We start from the raw sequence: 16389 nt of genomic DNA, 5'->3' as shown, positions 1-16389 counted from the left end.
ACCGCCATCGCCATTGGCGGCCGTGTGGCTTTGATCCGCGGAGCTTCGGGTTCCGGCAAGTCCGACCTTGCATTCCGGTGCCTGGGTCTCCCGCTGTCCCCGATCGTTCGAGACAAGGTCCTGCTGGTCTCGGACGACCAAGTCGTATTGAAGCAGGAAGGCTCCTTTCTGCACGCAAGCGCCCCGGCTCAGTTGCGCGGCAAGCTTGAAGTACGCGGCATTGGCATCCTTGAGGTTGATGCCGTAGGCGAAGGGAACGTAGTTCTCGTTGTCGATCTCGTCCGCGACGGCGCGATCGAAAGGTTTCCGGACCCCTGGCAGTTCGCCCATATCCTGGGATTGGACGTACCTCTTATCCGGTTATCGCCCTTTGAGAGCTCAAGCCCCTTGAAACTTGTAGCAGCCATCGACATGGCCCCCCAGCCACGTGTGCAACCAAAGGCCTGAATGAAGTCCAGAAACTTCTTGCGCCCGCACCAAACACTTGCCAATTTCCGCGCCATACGGCGGCAAAACACGAATTCGCCGCACGAGAATGAAATGGCCCGTCGCTCATGATCGGACTTGTCATCGTCACGCATGGCGGGCTTGCGCAAGAATTTCGCAACGCGCTCGAGCACGTCGTCGGCAAACAGCAGTCGCTGGAAACGATAGCCATCGGCCCGGACGACGATATGGAAGCGAGGCGCATGGAAATTTTAAGCGCGGTCCAGCGAGTAGATAACGGCAAAGGCGTAATCGTTTTGACGGACATGTTCGGCGGAACTCCTTCCAACCTAGCCATCTCGGTTATGGATGAGACGAAGGCGGAAGTGATTGCTGGCATCAGCCTTCCCATTCTGGTGAAGCTTGCCAGCATTCGCGGCGACACGCCGCTCGAACAAGCTGTCATCATGGCGCGCGACGCCGGCAAGAAATATATCAAGGTCGCGAGCCAAGAGCTTTCCGGCGGCTGAGAACAAACAATGCCTGAACTGGTCAACAGTCTGAAACCGGAAGCCGTCGTCATCATCCGCAACGTCAAAGGACTGCACGCACGGGCCTCGGCGAAGTTCGTCAAATGCGCGGAAAGCTACGAGGCGCACGTCACCGTCACACACCACGGCAACTCCGTCGGCGGAACATCGATCATGGGGCTGATGATGCTCGCCGCGGGTCCCGGATCCGAGCTCCATATCGTAGCTGAAGGCCCGCAAGGCCCCGAAGCACTGCAAGCTCTCGTCCGATTGGTTGAAGCGGGCTTCGACGAAGAGTGCGTCGGCGACGCCTGATCTCATTCCCTCGAAGACTGCACACTCGGCGGTACTTCGCACTCGGCGGCCGGCTCCCCGCAGGGGAGTCGCCGAGTGCAAAAGTAAGAGTGCGCCGAGTGCAATCAAAAACCCATCACTGAGAAAGATAAAGCGTCGAGATTTTCAGCGCGATATCGCGGAACGCTGCCTTAAGCGCATCGCCCGTCGTCGAGTTGTAGAAATGGTCGGCGTCGGTCGCGCAGCTCTTCAGCGTGTCGATCGCCGTCTGGTTGTCGAGCTGGAAGCCAACCGTATAAACCTCGATACCCTTGGCTTTCATTGCTTTGCATTGCTCTTTAGCCTGTGCGCTAGAGCAACCATTCGCCGCCTTCGGACACGACGTGAGAGAACTCGAGCCGTCATCGATGCCGTTCGACGTGTACTGGGTATTGTACTCGCCGTCCGTCATCAGCACCGCGATCTTCTTCAGGTTCGGCGCGTTGTAAGCAGCAGGCGCACTCGTGGAAGCCCACAGCGATCCCCAGTTGGGCGATAGCAAGTACCACGCCCACGCCGTACCGATGTGTCCAGCCGTACTGCCGGCTGTCGCCAGACCGTTGATCTTCGCGAGCAGAGCCGTCTTGTCGCTCGTCAGCGGCAAAAGCTCTGCAGAGGCTGCCACATCGCAGACGCCTTTTTTGTTCGAGCCGGAGCCCGTTGAGTCCGTCGTGTAATGCGTCATCAGGTATTTGTTCGCCGCGGGCGCAGCATCCGTATACTTTTCCGTCCCGGTACGCTCGACGACGCAATCCGCCGGATAGTATTTAGTGTTGCTGACGGTCAGCGGATTCGTCGGCGTAGCACCACGCACCTTGGCCAGCACCGAGCTCGGCGGCCGCACGTCGTACGCAAACGGAACGATCGCGATCCTCGACGTATACTTGCTCTGGTCCTTCCAAACGACGATGTTGACGAGATCGCTGGCTGCGGCCTTCATATCCGTCAGCTTTTGGCCCTTCATCGACCCCGTGATGTCGAGCATCATGCTGACTTCGAGGTTGAGTTCCGCGTTACCGCCGACCGCAAGAACGGCCTTGGCATAATCCGACCCATCGGCATGGAGGAGCGGCAAGGTCTTCACACCGGCCACACTCATGAATGGGGTCGAGATCTGGGCGTTGCCGTTTGATACAACTGCCGTTCCGCTGTCGGTGACTGCAAAGTTAATGTTATCGGAGTTGGAAACGATCGAGATGCGGCTTTGAACGGCCTGTTTATAGAACGCCTGCGCGACCTTGATCGCGGCCGCTTGGTCGCCACCGTTGGTCTGAAGTGCACGAGCGCCCGCCAGCACCGCTGCGTCTGTCGCTTCGAGCGTCTGGTTGCGCGCATTGACAAGCCGCCCGTAATCGACCGCCAACCCGATCAACATGACGAGCACGAGCGTCATGAGACCGAACAGGATCGCGACGTCGCCTCGCGAGTCGCTGGCGAACCGGCGAAAAGCCGTCCTCCCGCGGAGACGCTCCGCTCCGGCATTCCCCGCCTTCCAATAACCGCACAGCGCACGGCGCAGCGAAAAAGACGCGAACTTCATAGACCGACTCCGTGAATACTTTGAAATCACCCTGAGGCCTTGTTGATTTATGTCGAATTAATGAGATATGCCGAGTTGTTATTGAGACTAACAGGATATTTACTGCAAAATATCCATTTAAAATAAACTTTATGCTTTGAGTTTACTTTCTGTTCACACTCGAGACCTCTTCGCGGCAGCGTCCCCCCATCGAGGGTCAGCAGGACATAAAGACTTGCTTATATGTTATTGCGTGATGGGCCCGAGTTCGTTATAGCAACGCGCAACGACAGTTTGCGCGGCCTGACAGGCCAAAGCGTGCATGTTCACGCACCACGCAGCCCTCCGCATTGCAGGCGCATCCATGAGGAAAAGAGCCCTATGAGCACGAAATTCACGGATTACATCGTCAAGGACCTCGGCCTCGCCGACTGGGGGCGCAAGGAAATTGCCATCGCCGAGACCGAGATGCCGGGCCTCATGGCGACGCGCGAGGAATACGGCTCTTCCAAGCCTCTGAAGGGCGCGCGCATCGCCGGCTCGTTGCACATGACGATCCAGACCGCCGTCCTGATCGAGACGCTGGCAGCCCTCGGCGCCGACATTCGGTGGGTCTCGTGCAACATCTATTCGACCCAAGACCACGCCGCCGCAGCCATCGCAGCTGCCGGCATTCCCGTATTCGCGTGGAAGGGCGAAACCCTCACGGACTACTGGGACTACACGCGCAAGCTCTTCGAGTGGGGCGACGGCGGCATGCCGAACCTGATCCTCGATGACGGCGGCGACGCAACGATGTTCGTGCACCTCGGACTGCGCGCAGAGAACGGCGACACGGCCTTCCTCGATAAGCCCGGCTCGGAAGAAGAAGAGGTGTTCTTCGCCCTCCTGAAGAAGACGCTGGCCGAGAAGCCCAAAGGCTGGTTCGCATCGCTCGCGAAATCCATCAAGGGCGTGTCGGAAGAAACGACGACCGGCGTTCACCGCCTTTATGAAATGCAGAAGAGCGGCAAGCTTCTCTTCCCCGCAATCAACGTCAACGACTCCGTCACGAAGTCGAAGTTCGACAACCTCTACGGCTGCCGCGAAAGCCTCGTCGACGGTATCCGCCGCGGCACCGACGTGATGATGGCCGGCAAGGTCGCGATGGTCGCCGGCTTCGGCGACGTCGGCAAGGGATCGGCTGCGTCTCTGCGCAACGCCGGCTGCCGCGTCATGGTCTCCGAGATCGATCCGATCTGCGCACTGCAGGCCGCGATGGAAGGCTACGAAGTCGTGACGATGGAAGACGCCGTTCCGCGCGCCGACATCTTCGTGACGGCAACGGGCAACAAGGACATCATCACGATCGAACACATGCGGGGCATGAAGGATCGCGCGATCGTCTGCAACATCGGCCACTTCGACAACGAGATCCAGGTCGCCGGCCTCAAGAACCTGAAGTGGAACAACATCAAGCCGCAAGTCGACGAGATCGAATTCGCGGACGGCAAGCGCATCATCCTTCTCTCGGAAGGCCGCTTGGTGAACCTTGGCAACGCGATGGGCCACCCCTCGTTCGTCATGTCCGCGTCGTTCACGAACCAGACGCTTGCGCAGATCGAGCTGCACATCAACCAAGGCAAGTACAAGAACGAGGTCTATACGTTGCCGAAGCACCTCGACGAGAAGGTCGCAAGGCTCCACCTCTCCAAGATCGGCGCCAAGCTGACGAAGCTCAGCCCCGATCAGGCCTCCTACATCGGCGTCAAGACCGAAGGCCCCTTCAAGTCGGACCATTACCGCTATTAATGGCCGAGTTCCGCTGAGCCGGAACCGAATTGCGCGGCGCCAGGGGAACACTCTGGCGCCGTTTCATTTTGTGGCACCCGGCGCGGTAGCGGCGAGGGCCCCGGCACCCCATACTCGGGGTGATTCGTGCCGCAAGGCCCGGACCTCCATTAGCGTGCCCGCACATGGTGTGCGGACCGCTTTCATGAGCTACAACGGAACTAAATGCGCACTACGCCCGGCCAGAACCGACGGTTGACGACCCGGCTTCAGCTGGCGCTTCTGCTACTCGCGGCCATGGCCTGCGTCGCCACCATGCTCGCCGTCTTCATGGGCGGCCACCAGATCGAGTCGAACCAACTCAGCGAACGTCAGTTGGCCATCGTCGGCATCGTAGCGGCGGCCGTGTTCATGGCGGGCCTCCTCATCTGGCACATGGGCAGCGTCGCCCGTAAGGAAGCCGGGAAAGCAAAAGCCGAGAGCCAACACCTTCGTCGCAACCTCGCGGCAGCAGACGCCATCATCCGCGCAGAGCCCCAGGTTCTCATTTTTTGGGAGCAGGAACAGGCCGTCCGCATCGCCTCTCACACGCTGACCGGAATTCCGGGCCTGCCTGAGCAGCACGCGGAGATCCTGCGCTTCGGACAATGGCTGCAACCGGCATCCGCCGACACGCTGAAGACATCGCTCGACATGCTCTTCACCAATGGCCGCGCCTTCAGCATCATCGTGAAGACGAACGCCGGCGCCGCTATCGAAGCGGAGGGCCGGGCCGCCGGCGGACGCGCCGTGCTGCGCTTCAAGGACGTGTCGACTTACAAAGCCGAAATCGCAAGGATCGACGAGCGCCACGCCGCACTCACGCGCGACGTTCACTCGAGCCGCGCCCTTCTCGACACTCTTCCAATGCCCGTCTGGCTGCGCGATCCGGCCAACCGCCTCATCTGGGTCAACAAGGCGTACGTCAAAGCGGTCGAAGCCGACAGCGAACTCGAGGTCCTGGACCGCCAGATCGAATTGCTCGAGACGCGCCAGCGCAAGCATGTGCTGAAGGCTGTCGGCGCCGGTCAAAGCTATCGTGCGCGCGTTCACCTCATCGCAGGCGGCGAGCGCAAACCCCACGACATCGTCGTCATACCCGTCGACGGCATGATGGCCGGAGCGGCGATCGACGTCACGGAAATCGAAACCGCGCAAGGCGAACTCGATCGCCAGGTCGAGGCTTACGACCGGACGCTTGACCGCGTGGAAACCGCCGTTGCGCTGTTCAATCGCGAACAGAAGCTCGTTTTCTACAACGCCGCTTTCGCGAAGCTTTGGTCGCTCGATCCGGAGTGGCTGACGACCCGTCCGACCGACTCCGACATCCTCGACCGCCTGCGCGAGATCGGCGTGCTTCCGCCGGTCGTCAGCCATCGGGATTGGAAAGCCCAGGTTCTCGCCGGCTACCGCTCCGGTACGCCGCTCGAAGACATCTGGAATCTGACGGACGGACGCATCATCAACGTCATCGCCGAGCAGCGCCCCGATGGCGGCGTCACCTACCTCTTCGGCGACGAGACCGACCGCCTCGCACTCGAAGCCCGCTATAACGCCCTGATCGACGTGCAGCGCGAAACGCTCGACAGCCTCAAGGAAGGCGTCGCCGTGTTCGGCACGGACGGCCGCCTCAAACTGTTCAACCGGGCCTTCTGCGGCATCTGGCATATTCCCTCCGGCAAGCTGAACGAGCTGCCGCATATCGGCGAAATCATCGCCGCGGTTCAAAACCTCTATCCCGACGCGGGAACATGGCTGCGCATCGGCCGCGCCGTCACCGCATTCCAGGACGAGCGCGAGACATTCTCCGGCCAGATGATCCGCACGGACAACGTCGTCGTCGACTACGCGTTAATGCCGTTGCCCGACGGCGCGACGCTGCTGACCTACGCCGACGTGACGGACGCAAAGCGCGCCGAACGCGCCCTCGTCGAACGCAACGAAGCTCTCGTCGCCGCCGACCGCCTGAAGACGAACTTCATCGGCCATATCTCCTACGAACTGAGAACGCCGCTGAACACCATCATCGGCTTCTCCGACATGCTCGCAAGTCCGATGTTCGGCGAACTGAACGACAAGCAGAGAGAATATCTCGCCGACATCATGTCCTCGTCGAAGACGCTGCTGGCGATTATCGATGACATCCTGGACCTGACGACGATCGAAGCCGGCGGACTTGAGCTCAAGGTCGCGCCGGTCGGCGTGCGCGCGATCATCGACGCTGCCATTATGGGCATCCGCGAGCGCGCGGTCCGCTCGCGCCTCACGATCGATATCGCGGTCGCCGACGACGTGACGGAAATCATGGTCGATGAAGCCCGCATGCGTCAGGTGCTGTACAATCTCCTGTCCAATGCGGTCGGCTTCTCGAAGATCAACGGCACCGTGTACCTCGCCTGCTGGCGGCAAGCCGGAAACATATTCTTCAGGGTCGAGGACGCCGGCATCGGCATCCCGAAAGATCAGATCGGCCGTGTCTTCCAGCGCTTCGAAAGCCGCAGCCGCGGCTCCGAGCATCGTGGCGCAGGTCTCGGCCTTTCAATTGCCAAAAGCCTCGTCGAGCTTCACGGCGGCAATATCGAAATCACCTCGGAAGAAGGCCGGGGAACACGCGTGGTCGTTCGAATTCCTGAGCGGCCCGTCTCCCGGACATCCGGCGGCGACAGAGACAGGCTGGCGGGCGGCGAGCGCGCAGCATAAAACCGAGCGCGATGATAAACCCGGCATTCTCATTCAACGACCTGACGGAAGGCGACGTCTCGCGAGTGGCGCAGGAGGTCGCGTTCCTCGTGCAGACCGGAGATACGTTGGCGCTGGAGGGTGATCTCGGCGCCGGCAAATCGACCTTTGCGCGCGCCCTCATCCGAGCCATCTCGGGCAATCCGTCGCTTGAAATTCCAAGCCCGACCTTCACCCTGGTGCAGGCCTACGAAACCCCGCGTTTCGACATCGCACACTTCGACCTCTACCGTCTTTCCGACGCGAGCGAGATCGACGAGCTTGGTCTCGACGCCGCCCTGACGCGCGGCATCGCCGTCATCGAATGGCCATCGAAGGGCGACGACCGCATTCCACGCGAGCGGTTCACCATTCGCTTCGACGAAACAGGCGCGCCCGACCGCCGAAACGTCAGCATCGGCACGCCGGCCGATTTCGTGGCCCGTATCGAGCGCTTCGCGGCGATCCGCGATTTTCTGGCGCGCGCAGGCTGGGGCGAAGCGTCGACGGCCTTCAGCTATCTGCAGGGCGATGCCTCCCCGCGCCGCTATGCCCGCCTTCAGAAAGCCGACGGTACCCGCGCAATCCTCATGGATTCACCGCAGCGGCCTGACGGTCCACCGATACGCGACGGCAAGTCCTACAGCGCCATCGCGCATCTGGCCGAAAGCGTCAGAGCCTTCGTCGCGATCGGCGGTGCGCTCGGAGCCAACGGACTTTCGGTCCCCCGCATACTTGCCGAGGACCTCGCGCAGGGACTGCTGATCATCGAGGATTTCGGCGACGAAGTTTTCGGCGCTGAAGTTGCGCGAGGACGCGATCAAGCCGAGCTCTGGAAACGCGGCGTCGCCACGCTGATCGCGGTGCAGAGTGTGCCACCGCCCCCCCGCATCGTACTTTCGGATGGCTCGACGTTCGCGCTCCCCGAAGCCGACGACGGCGTGCTCGAAATCGAAACCCAGCTGCTCCTCGATTGGTACTGGCCGGCGCTTCACGGCACACCTGCGCCCCAATCGGCTCGCGACGCATTCACGGCGTTGTGGAAGAGCACATTCGAGCGCCTGTTGGGCCAGCCGAAGACTTGGCTGCTGCGCGACTTTCATTCGCCAAATCTGATCGCGCTCGACAACCGGCCGAGCCCCCGCGACGTCGGCATCATCGATTTCCAGGATGCCATGATCGGGCCCGCTGCCTATGATCTCGTGTCGCTTCTCGAGGATGCGCGGGTTGACGTGCCGGAAAACCTGGAAAAACAACTGCTCGACCATTACGTCGCGGTCAACGCCTCCCGGAACCCCGCATTTGACGAGCCCGAATTCCGCTTCAGCTACGCCGCACTAGGGGCACAACGAAATACCAAAATCCTCGGCATCTTCGCGCGGTTGGCTATGCGCGATGGGAAAAGGCAATACCTGGCCCACATGCCACGGATCTGGGGGTATCTCGAACGAGACCTGCAGCATGAGGCTCTCGCCGGACTGAGAGCATGGTATGACGCAAACCTACCTCGGAGCCTGCGCGCAGAAGCCCTGAAGATCTAACCCGATTTCGGAGACGCTTCACATGACGTCCGCCAAGCGCCCCACCAGCGCTTTCGTACTGGCAGCCGGCAAAGGCGAGCGCATGCGTCCGCTGACCAATACCCTGCCGAAGCCCCTCGTGCCGCTCGACGGCAAGCCACTGATCGATCACGTCCTCGATCGCTTAGCCGACGCGGGCGTCAAGCGTGCCGTGGTCAACGTTCACTACCTCGCCGACAAAATCGAAAAGCATCTGGCGCACCGCTCCGCTCCGAAAATCATCATTTCCGACGAGCGCGACAAACTTCTCGATACGGGCGGCGGGGCAGTGCGTGCGCTGCCGAAGCTCGGCGCCGGGCCGTTCGTCATTCATAATTCCGATTCAGTGTGGATCGAAGGACTGGGCTCCAATCTCGACCGCCTGCTGAGCGGTTTCGATGCAGACCTGATGGACAGTCTGATGCTCGTTGCGCCCCTCTCCGCAAGCATCGGCTACGACGGTCTTGGCGATTTCCAGATGGATGCGACGGGCCGCCTGACGCGCCAGACCGGGCCACGCCTTGCGCCGTTCGTGTTTGCCGGAGTGTCGATCGCCCATCCGCGTCTCTTCGAAAATGCACCAAGCGGAGCGTTCTCGTTGAACAAACTGTGGGATCGCGCCATCGACAAGGGCCGGCTTTATGGTCTTCGCCTCGAAGGCATTTGGATGCACGTCGGCACCCCCGATGCCCTCAAGGAAGCGGAAGCCGCACTCAGCGCACCGCTGGCGACGAGTTCCGACTGATGCCGGGATCCGTATTTACCCTGCCGCTCGGAGTGCCGTTCCTCGAAGCGCTTGCACGAGCGATCCTGAACGGTGACCTGCCCGCCGCCGGCCGCACCCCACCCGACATTCTGACGCTTCCGAAAATCACGCTGCTGCTGCCGACACGCCGCGCGGCACGCGTCGCCCGCGAAGCCTTCCTGGCCGTCGCGAACACGCGTGCGCTGATCATTCCGCGCATTCTGCCGATCTCCGAAGGCGAAGGCGATCTCTCCCTGATCACGAGCATTGCGGAACTCGGTCCATCCGGCGCCGAAGCGCTGGAGCAACCGCCCGCGATCAACCCGCTCGACCGCATGCTGACCCTGATGCAGCTCGTCGCGCGGTGGCGCCAATCGATGGCGGAAGCCGCCTCGCAATCGGGCAACACCACGCTCGGATCGACGCCGGCACAAGCAGCCCAGCTCGCCGCCGAACTCGGCAAACTGATGGACGACATCGAACGCGAGAACGTCTCGCTGTCGGGCATCCAAACGCTCGTTCCCGAAGCCTACTCCGAGCATTGGAACAAGACGGTCGACTTCCTGAAGATCGTCACCGAGTACTGGCCGCTCCATCTCGAAGCACACGGCCTGACGTCGCCCGAAGCCCGCCGCAACGCGCTGATCCTCGCCGAAGCCGATCGCATCGCGCGACTGAAGCCCGACGAGGTCGTGATCGTCGCGGGCGTCACGGGCTCCATACCGTCAACGGTGACGTTGATGCGGGCCGTCGCCGCCCACCCCTCAGGCGCCATCGTCCTTCCCGCACTCGACCACACGCTCGACGAGGACAGCTGGAACCAGATCGTGCCGCTCCACCCGGAGCATCCGCAGTTCGGCTTGCGGAAGCTGCTCGACGGCCTCGGCATTTCGAGAAGTGACGTGAAGACATTGCCCGGCGTCAACGTCGATGCGGCACGCACCGCGCGCTCAGCCTTCTTCAGCGAGGCGATGCGACCCTCCGCGACGACCGCGCGCTGGCACGAATTTGCAGCAAATGCCGACCGCGAAAAACTTGAGGCAGCGCTTTCCGGCGTATCCTTGATCGAAGCGCCATCGGCGCAGGACGAAGCCGAAACCGTCGCATTGATACTGCGCGAAGCGATCGAAACGCCCGGTCGAACCGCCGCGCTCGTTTCGCCGGACCGATTGCTCGCGCGGCGCGTCGCGATCCGTCTCGAAGCCTGGGGCATCCGCGTTGACGACAGCGCCGGGCGGCCGTTCGCGAAAACCGTTCCGGGCGCGTTTCTAGCCCTCGTCATCAACGCGGTCGTCAGCGATTTTGCACCGGCCGAGACGATGGCGCTCCTGCGCCACCCGCTGTGCCGCGCCGGCATGAAAACCTTCGATATTCGCCGCTTTGCGCGCGCGCTCGAAATCAGCGCCTTCCGCACGGCCTATCTCGGCCGCGGCGTCGAAGGGATTATCGCGGCACTCGACACCGCAGAGCGCGACGACGGTGGCGAAAAAAAATTCATGCACGTCGCCGCGCGCCGCCTCTGGGCCGAAGACCGCGAAGGCGCGCGCCTGCTCGTGACGAAGGTTGCCGAAGCTTTCAAGCCGCTGACCGATCTCTACGCCGATCAAAGCCCGCACACGCTCGCCGAATTCGCTCGTGCCCATGCCGAAAGCGCCGAAGCTCTCGCCGCCCTGCCCGAGGACGAAGCGCCCGCATCCAATGGCCAAAACCCGCTTTGGCAGGGCGAAGCCGGCAACGTCGCAGGCCGCTTCTTCACGGAGCTTCTGAAACCCGAAACACCTGACGTCGAAATACGCGCCACCGATTATGCCGATCTCTATGCGACGCTGCTCGCCAAGGAAAACGTCCGCGAGCGCACCGCCGTGCATCCGCGCATTTCCATATGGGGCCCTTTCGAAGCGCGCCTGCAGCAACCCGATGTGCTGATTATCGGCTCGCTCAACGAAGGCACCTGGCCCGAAGCCGCTGAGCCCGGCGCTTGGCTCAACCGGCCGATGCGCACCGAGCTGGGCCTTCCCTCACCCGAGGAAGAAACCGGCCGCGCCGCCCACGACTTCGTCTCGCTCCTCGGCGCCGAGACCGTCTATCTGACGCGCGCCGAAAAGGTCGGCGGCGTTCCGACGGTACCATCGCGGTGGCTCATGCGCACGACCGCGCTCCTCAAGGGCATGGATCTCTTGCCGGCTCTCGAGGCCGATAAACCGTGGCTGGCTTGGGCGCGCTCGAGAGATTGGATCGATCCGGCAAACCAGATTCGCGTCGAGGCGCCGGAGCCAAGGCCGCCCGTCGACGCACGCCCGCGAAAATTGAGCGTAACCGAGATCGAACGTTGGACGAGCAATCCCTACGCGATCTTCGCACGCCACGTCCTGAAGCTCGATCCGTTGCCCGTGCTCGGAGCAGCGCCCGACGCGAGCCTCCGCGGCGGACTGGTGCACAGTGTCATGTCGCAATTTGCGACCGAGTACCCAAACGCGCTGCCCGCTGATCCGCGCGCGGAACTGGAACGCATTGCGACAGCCGTGCTCGAAATCTACACGGGGCATCCCCGCGTCGCCGCCTTCTGGCTGCCGCGTCTCAAGCGCTTCCTCGCATGGTTTGCGATGACGGAGGCGGCGCGGCGCGACGGTGTCCAGGCGATCATCGCAGAGACGTCCGGAAGGCTTGTCCTCGACACAGGTGTCAAACCCTTCACGCTGACCGCGCGAGCAGATCGCATCGACGACAAGGGCGCGGCGATTGTCATTACCGACTACAAAACGGGAGCCGCGCCGAGCGACGCAGCCGTCAAGGCCGGACGCTCGCCGCAGTTGCCGCTCGAAGCCGCAATCGCGCTCGGCGAAGTCGGCTTTCCGCATCTCAGCGGACATACCGTCGAAGCATTGCGCTACATCCGCGCTTCAGGCGCCGAGCCGCCCGGCGAAGAGCGGACGATCAAATGCGACGACGTTGCAGCACTCGCCGCCGAAGCGCGCGCAGGCCTTGAACAGCTTATTGCCACGTTCGATCGCGTGGAAACGCCCTACCGCGCCATCCGGCGGCCCGGCTATCGCTATGATTTCGATGCGTACGCGCATCTCGCACGCGTTGCGGAATGGTCGGCACACGTCGACGAGGAGGCAGCCTCGTGAACCTCGAAATCAAGAAGACCTCACCGGAAGACATCCGGCGGCTCACTGATCAGGCACAGAGCGGCGCCTCCGACCCGCAAAACTCCGCATGGGTCAACGCCAACGCCGGAACCGGCAAGACACACGTTTTGACGCTGCGTGTATTGCGCCTGTTGCTCGCCGGAACGCGCCCCGAGCGCATCCTCTGCCTCACCTTTACGAAGGCGGCGGCAGCCGAAATGTCGAAACGCGTTTTCGACCGTCTCGCCGGCTGGGTGACGGCCGACGACGAAACGCTTCACAAAGACCTCTCCAAAATCGTCGGCGTGCCCGCCTCAGTCGACTTGATGCAACGCGCCAGAACACTCTTCGCGCTCGCCATCGAAACGCCAGGCGGCCTCAAGGTCCAAACCATCCACGCCTTTGCCGAACGCCTTTTACAACGCTTCCCGCTGGAAGCAGGCGTGCCGCCGGATTTCAAGATCCTCGACGACCAGGCCGCACGCGAACTAAAGGCTGACGCGATCGAGGCGACGTTGACCGAGGCAACGGGCGCACCGAATACGTCGCTTGGAAAGGCGCTCGATTTCGTCATTCGCTACGCCGCCGACGCACATTTCGATCAGCTCGTTTCCAAGGCGGTCGAGGAGCGTAAATGGCTCGAAGCAACCTCCCACGTCGAACCCGGCAGGATAGAAGACGGGCTTGCGGCGATGGATGCTCACCTTCGCAAAGAGCTGAGCGTCCGTGCGGCCATCGCTTCCGTCGATCTGCACACCGAATGCGCGAACGTTCTCTCGAAGGAAGACATACGCGAACTCACGGAGCTGTTGGCAACCGGCGGCAAAACGGATGCCGGCCACAGCGCGAAATTGATCGCCATGATGGCGCACTCCGAGCCCCAGCGCCGCGCGCATGTTCTCGGCGATTACTTTCTCGTCGATAATGGAGAAGCGCTCCGAAAGAGCCTCATGACGAAGGCGCTTTCTCAGGCGAAGCCGGGCCTGCATGATCGCTGCCAGGAGGCGCAGCAGAATTTCTTCAGGCTCTCTCAGGAATTGAAAGCGCTGACGCTGATCGATGCGTCGCTCGCCCTTTATCAGCTCGCGGGCTCAGTGCTGAGGCGCTACGCAGCTGCGCGAAATTCCGCCGGCGCGCTCGATTTCGACGATCTCATTCTGAAAACCCGTGCGCTGCTGACGAGCGAAAAAGGCCAGGCGCAGTGGGTGCTCTTCAAGCTCGACGGCGGTCTCGATCATATTCTCGTCGACGAAGCGCAGGACACGAGCCCCGAGCAGTGGGAGATCATTTCCGCGCTCGCGCACGAGTTCTTCGCCGATATGGGCGCGGGCTCTGTTACACGCACCGTGTTTGCCGTCGGTGACGAAAAACAATCGATCTATTCGTTCCAGGGCGCCGCGCCGAAGATGTTCGCCGAAATGGGCCAGCGTTTCGCGACGCTCGCGACCGGCGCCAATCTCGCGTGGAGACGCGTGCCGCTTACGCTGTCTTTCCGTACCGTCGCGCCTGTGTTGGCGGCTGTCGATCGCGTGTTTGCCGATCCGGCGCGCACGCCGGGATTGACCGCCGACAACGGCAATATCGACCACGTCGCCAACCGTATCGGCCATGCGGGTTTGGTCGAGATATGGCCGACCGAGATGCCCGACGAAACGGTCGTCGCCGATCCGTGGAACCCGCTTTCCGATACGAACGAGCGCTCGCCCGCTAACCGGCTCGCGGATCGCATAGCGGACACGATCAAGAACTGGATCGACGGCGGCGAACGATTGCCGTCCGAGAACCGCCCCATTCGCGCCGGCGATATCCTGATCCTCGTCCGAAAGCGAAACCCGTTTGCGGTGCCCATGGTCGCGGCGCTCAAGCGGCGTGGTATCCCCGTCGCAGGCTCAGATCGCGTCAGACTGACGGATCAGATCGCAGTTCAGGACCTGATCGTCCTCGGCGACTTCTTGACCTTGCCTGAAGACGATCTGGCATTGGCGACCGTTCTGAAGGGTCCGCTCTTCAATCTCAACGACGACCATCTCCTCGAAATCGCGCATGGCCGCAAACGGACGCTGTGGTCCGCACTGCTCGAAAGCGCCGATACGAATTCCGCGTTCAAGGACGCAGCCGAAACGCTGAAGCGCTGGCGTGCCAAATCCGACTTCACGCCGCCCTTCGAATTCTTCTCAGGCATTCTCGATCGCGACGGCGGCCGCGAGAAAATGCTGAACCGGCTCGGGCCCGAAGCCGCCGACGTCATCGACGAATTCCTTGACCTCGCGCTCTCCTACGATGAAAGCGATCCGCCGTCGCTCACGCAATTTCTCGCCAAGCTTCGCGACGCGAACCCCGAGGTGAAGCGCGACATGGAGCACGGCCGCGACGAAGTTCGCGTCATGACCGTGCACGGCGCCAAAGGGCTCGAAGCGCCGATTGTCTTCCTTCCCGACACCTGCACCACGTCGTCGGGTGACGACGCATCTTCGCGCCTCGTGAAACTTGCCGCACATACGCTTGCGGAGGAATCCGCCGAAGCGATCGTCTGGTGCGTCAAGGGCACAAATCGCGTTCCGGCCGTCGAAGGCGCGCGAAGAGAGAAGGAACAGGCCGACACCGAAGAGCGCAACCGCCTCCTCTACGTCGCCATGACGCGAGCCAGAGACAGGCTCTACATCGCGGGCTTCGAAACCAAGCGCGGCCGCGCCGATGGCTGCTGGTATGACGTGGCGTCTGCTGCGTTGATACCGGCCATGGATGAAATCGATCTCGGCGACGGCCGGAAAATTTGGCGCATGGAACGGCCGCAAGTAGCGGAGCCTGAAAAGCCGAAGCACGAAAAACGAACCGAACAGAGCGCGTTTGCGCGTCCCGGGTTCGCAACACGCCGTGCGCCGGCTGAACCGAAACTATCCGTGCCACTCGCGCCCTCGCGTCTCGAACCCTACGCACCCGATGCCGAGGGCGAGCCGCGCGTCCCCGTCAAACAGGACGCAGCAGCGACGAACGACACGCCCTCGCCGCTCAGTGTCGGCGGCGCCAATCGGTTCTTACGCGGAACGATCACGCACGCGCTCCTTCAGCATCTGCCCTCGATTGCTATTGACCGGCGCGAGATGATCGCGACCGCCTTCGTCGACAAACGCGGCGCAGCCCTGCCAGTGAGAGTGCGCGCGAGCATCGTGAAGGAAACGCTCGCTGTTTTAGAGCATCCGAGTTTCGCCGCGATCTTCGGAGCCGACAGCGTTGCTGAGGCCCCGATTGCCGCCGTCATACCGCGGCCGAACGGCAAGGGACCGGCCCTCGATCTGTCGGGCCAGATCGATCGCTTGGCGCTGACCGAAGGCGAAGTTCTTATCGTCGATTACAAGACCAATCGCCCGCCGCCAGCGGAGGTGCGCCAGGTTGCAGATGCCTATCTTTATCAGCTTGCGGCATATCGGCTGGCGCTCCGAGAAATCTATCCCGGCCGGATCGTGCGGGCTGCGCTGCTCTGGACGGACGGCCCCCGACTCATGGAAATTCCGGGTGACATCCTCGATCTTTATACGGTCCGTCTTTGGGACCTCGATTGGGGGAGCCTTGACGCTTCCTGACCTAATCCCTACTTCATGGATCGGTTTTTCATTTGCCC

General features: G+C 62.1%; 10 protein-coding genes. 9 read left to right on the top strand and 1 reads right to left on the bottom strand.

The window, feature by feature from the left end; all coding sequences use genetic code 11:
• Window positions 1-24: 24 nt before the first annotated feature.
• The 3 genes from BM399_RS02000 to BM399_RS01990 all read left to right on the top strand — a co-directional run bounded on the left by BM399_RS02000 (window position 25) and on the right by BM399_RS01990 (window position 1271).
• Complete coding sequence (locus tag BM399_RS02000) at window positions 25-447, top strand: HPr kinase/phosphorylase (protein ID WP_244531117.1); 423 nt, start codon at window positions 25-27, stop codon at window positions 445-447.
• A gap of 107 nt (window positions 448-554) precedes the next feature.
• On the top strand, window positions 555-956 hold the full coding sequence (locus BM399_RS01995; protein WP_092863489.1) for a PTS sugar transporter subunit IIA: 402 nt from the start codon (window positions 555-557) through the stop codon (window positions 954-956).
• 9 nt (window positions 957-965) lie between these two features.
• Complete coding sequence (locus BM399_RS01990) at window positions 966-1271, top strand: HPr family phosphocarrier protein (RefSeq protein ID WP_092863486.1); 306 nt, start codon at window positions 966-968, stop codon at window positions 1269-1271.
• Window positions 1272-1386: 115 nt separating this feature from the next.
• Here BM399_RS01990 and BM399_RS01985 read toward each other — a convergent pair whose 3' ends face one another.
• Window positions 1387-2829 (bottom strand): pilus assembly protein, encoded by a 1443-nt coding sequence (locus tag BM399_RS01985; protein WP_092863483.1) that lies wholly within the window; start codon window positions 2827-2829, stop codon window positions 1387-1389.
• 360 nt (window positions 2830-3189) lie between these two features.
• Between BM399_RS01985 and ahcY the strand changes: the two genes are divergently transcribed.
• From ahcY to addA, 6 genes are all read left to right on the top strand, one after another.
• On the top strand, window positions 3190-4599 hold the full coding sequence (ahcY, locus tag BM399_RS01980) for an adenosylhomocysteinase (protein WP_092863480.1): 1410 nt from the start codon (window positions 3190-3192) through the stop codon (window positions 4597-4599).
• 204 nt (window positions 4600-4803) lie between these two features.
• Window positions 4804-7317 carry a sensor histidine kinase gene (locus tag BM399_RS01975; protein ID WP_092863477.1) on the top strand — a complete coding sequence of 838 codons (2514 nt, stop codon included), beginning with the start codon at window positions 4804-4806 and terminating at the stop codon, window positions 7315-7317.
• Window positions 7318-7328: 11 nt separating this feature from the next.
• Complete coding sequence (gene tsaE, locus BM399_RS01970; protein ID WP_092863474.1) at window positions 7329-8876, top strand: tRNA (adenosine(37)-N6)-threonylcarbamoyltransferase complex ATPase subunit type 1 TsaE; 1548 nt, start codon at window positions 7329-7331, stop codon at window positions 8874-8876.
• Between the two features lie 22 nt (window positions 8877-8898).
• Window positions 8899-9639 (top strand): nucleotidyltransferase family protein, encoded by a 741-nt coding sequence (locus tag BM399_RS01965; RefSeq protein ID WP_092863471.1) that lies wholly within the window; start codon window positions 8899-8901, stop codon window positions 9637-9639.
• Window positions 9639-12770, top strand: coding sequence for a double-strand break repair protein AddB (addB, locus tag BM399_RS01960; RefSeq protein WP_092863468.1), 3132 nt, complete (start codon window positions 9639-9641; stop codon window positions 12768-12770). Before BM399_RS01965 ends, addB begins: the two co-directional genes overlap by 1 nt.
• Window positions 12767-16351, top strand: a complete 3585-nt coding sequence (gene addA / locus BM399_RS01955; protein ID WP_092866137.1) for a double-strand break repair helicase AddA — start codon at window positions 12767-12769, stop codon at window positions 16349-16351. Before addB ends, addA begins: the two co-directional genes overlap by 4 nt.
• The last annotated feature ends 38 nt before the right edge of the window (window positions 16352-16389 follow it).

This window comes from Hyphomicrobium facile (assembly GCF_900116175.1).
GTDB classification, from domain to species: domain Bacteria; phylum Pseudomonadota; class Alphaproteobacteria; order Rhizobiales; family Hyphomicrobiaceae; genus Hyphomicrobium_B; species Hyphomicrobium_B facile.
This window is presented reverse-complemented; position numbering and strand designations above follow the sequence as displayed.

What these genes read in the sequence shown, in the direction of transcription:
- BM399_RS01995 (WP_092863489.1), top strand. Translation starts at nt 555, where the DNA reads ATGATCGGACTTGTCATCGTCACGCATGGCGGGCTTGCGCAAGAATTT.
- BM399_RS01990 (WP_092863486.1), top strand. Translation starts at nt 966, where the DNA reads ATGCCTGAACTGGTCAACAGTCTGAAACCGGAAGCCGTCGTCATCATC.
- BM399_RS01985 (WP_092863483.1), bottom strand. Translation starts at nt 2,829, where the DNA reads ATGAAGTTCGCGTCTTTTTCGCTGCGCCGTGCGCTGTGCGGTTATTGG.
- ahcY (WP_092863480.1), top strand. Translation starts at nt 3,190, where the DNA reads ATGAGCACGAAATTCACGGATTACATCGTCAAGGACCTCGGCCTCGCC.
- BM399_RS01975 (WP_092863477.1), top strand. Translation starts at nt 4,804, where the DNA reads ATGCGCACTACGCCCGGCCAGAACCGACGGTTGACGACCCGGCTTCAG.
- tsaE (WP_092863474.1), top strand. Translation starts at nt 7,329, where the DNA reads ATGATAAACCCGGCATTCTCATTCAACGACCTGACGGAAGGCGACGTC.
- BM399_RS01965 (WP_092863471.1), top strand. Translation starts at nt 8,899, where the DNA reads ATGACGTCCGCCAAGCGCCCCACCAGCGCTTTCGTACTGGCAGCCGGC.
- addB (WP_092863468.1), top strand. Translation starts at nt 9,639, where the DNA reads ATGCCGGGATCCGTATTTACCCTGCCGCTCGGAGTGCCGTTCCTCGAA.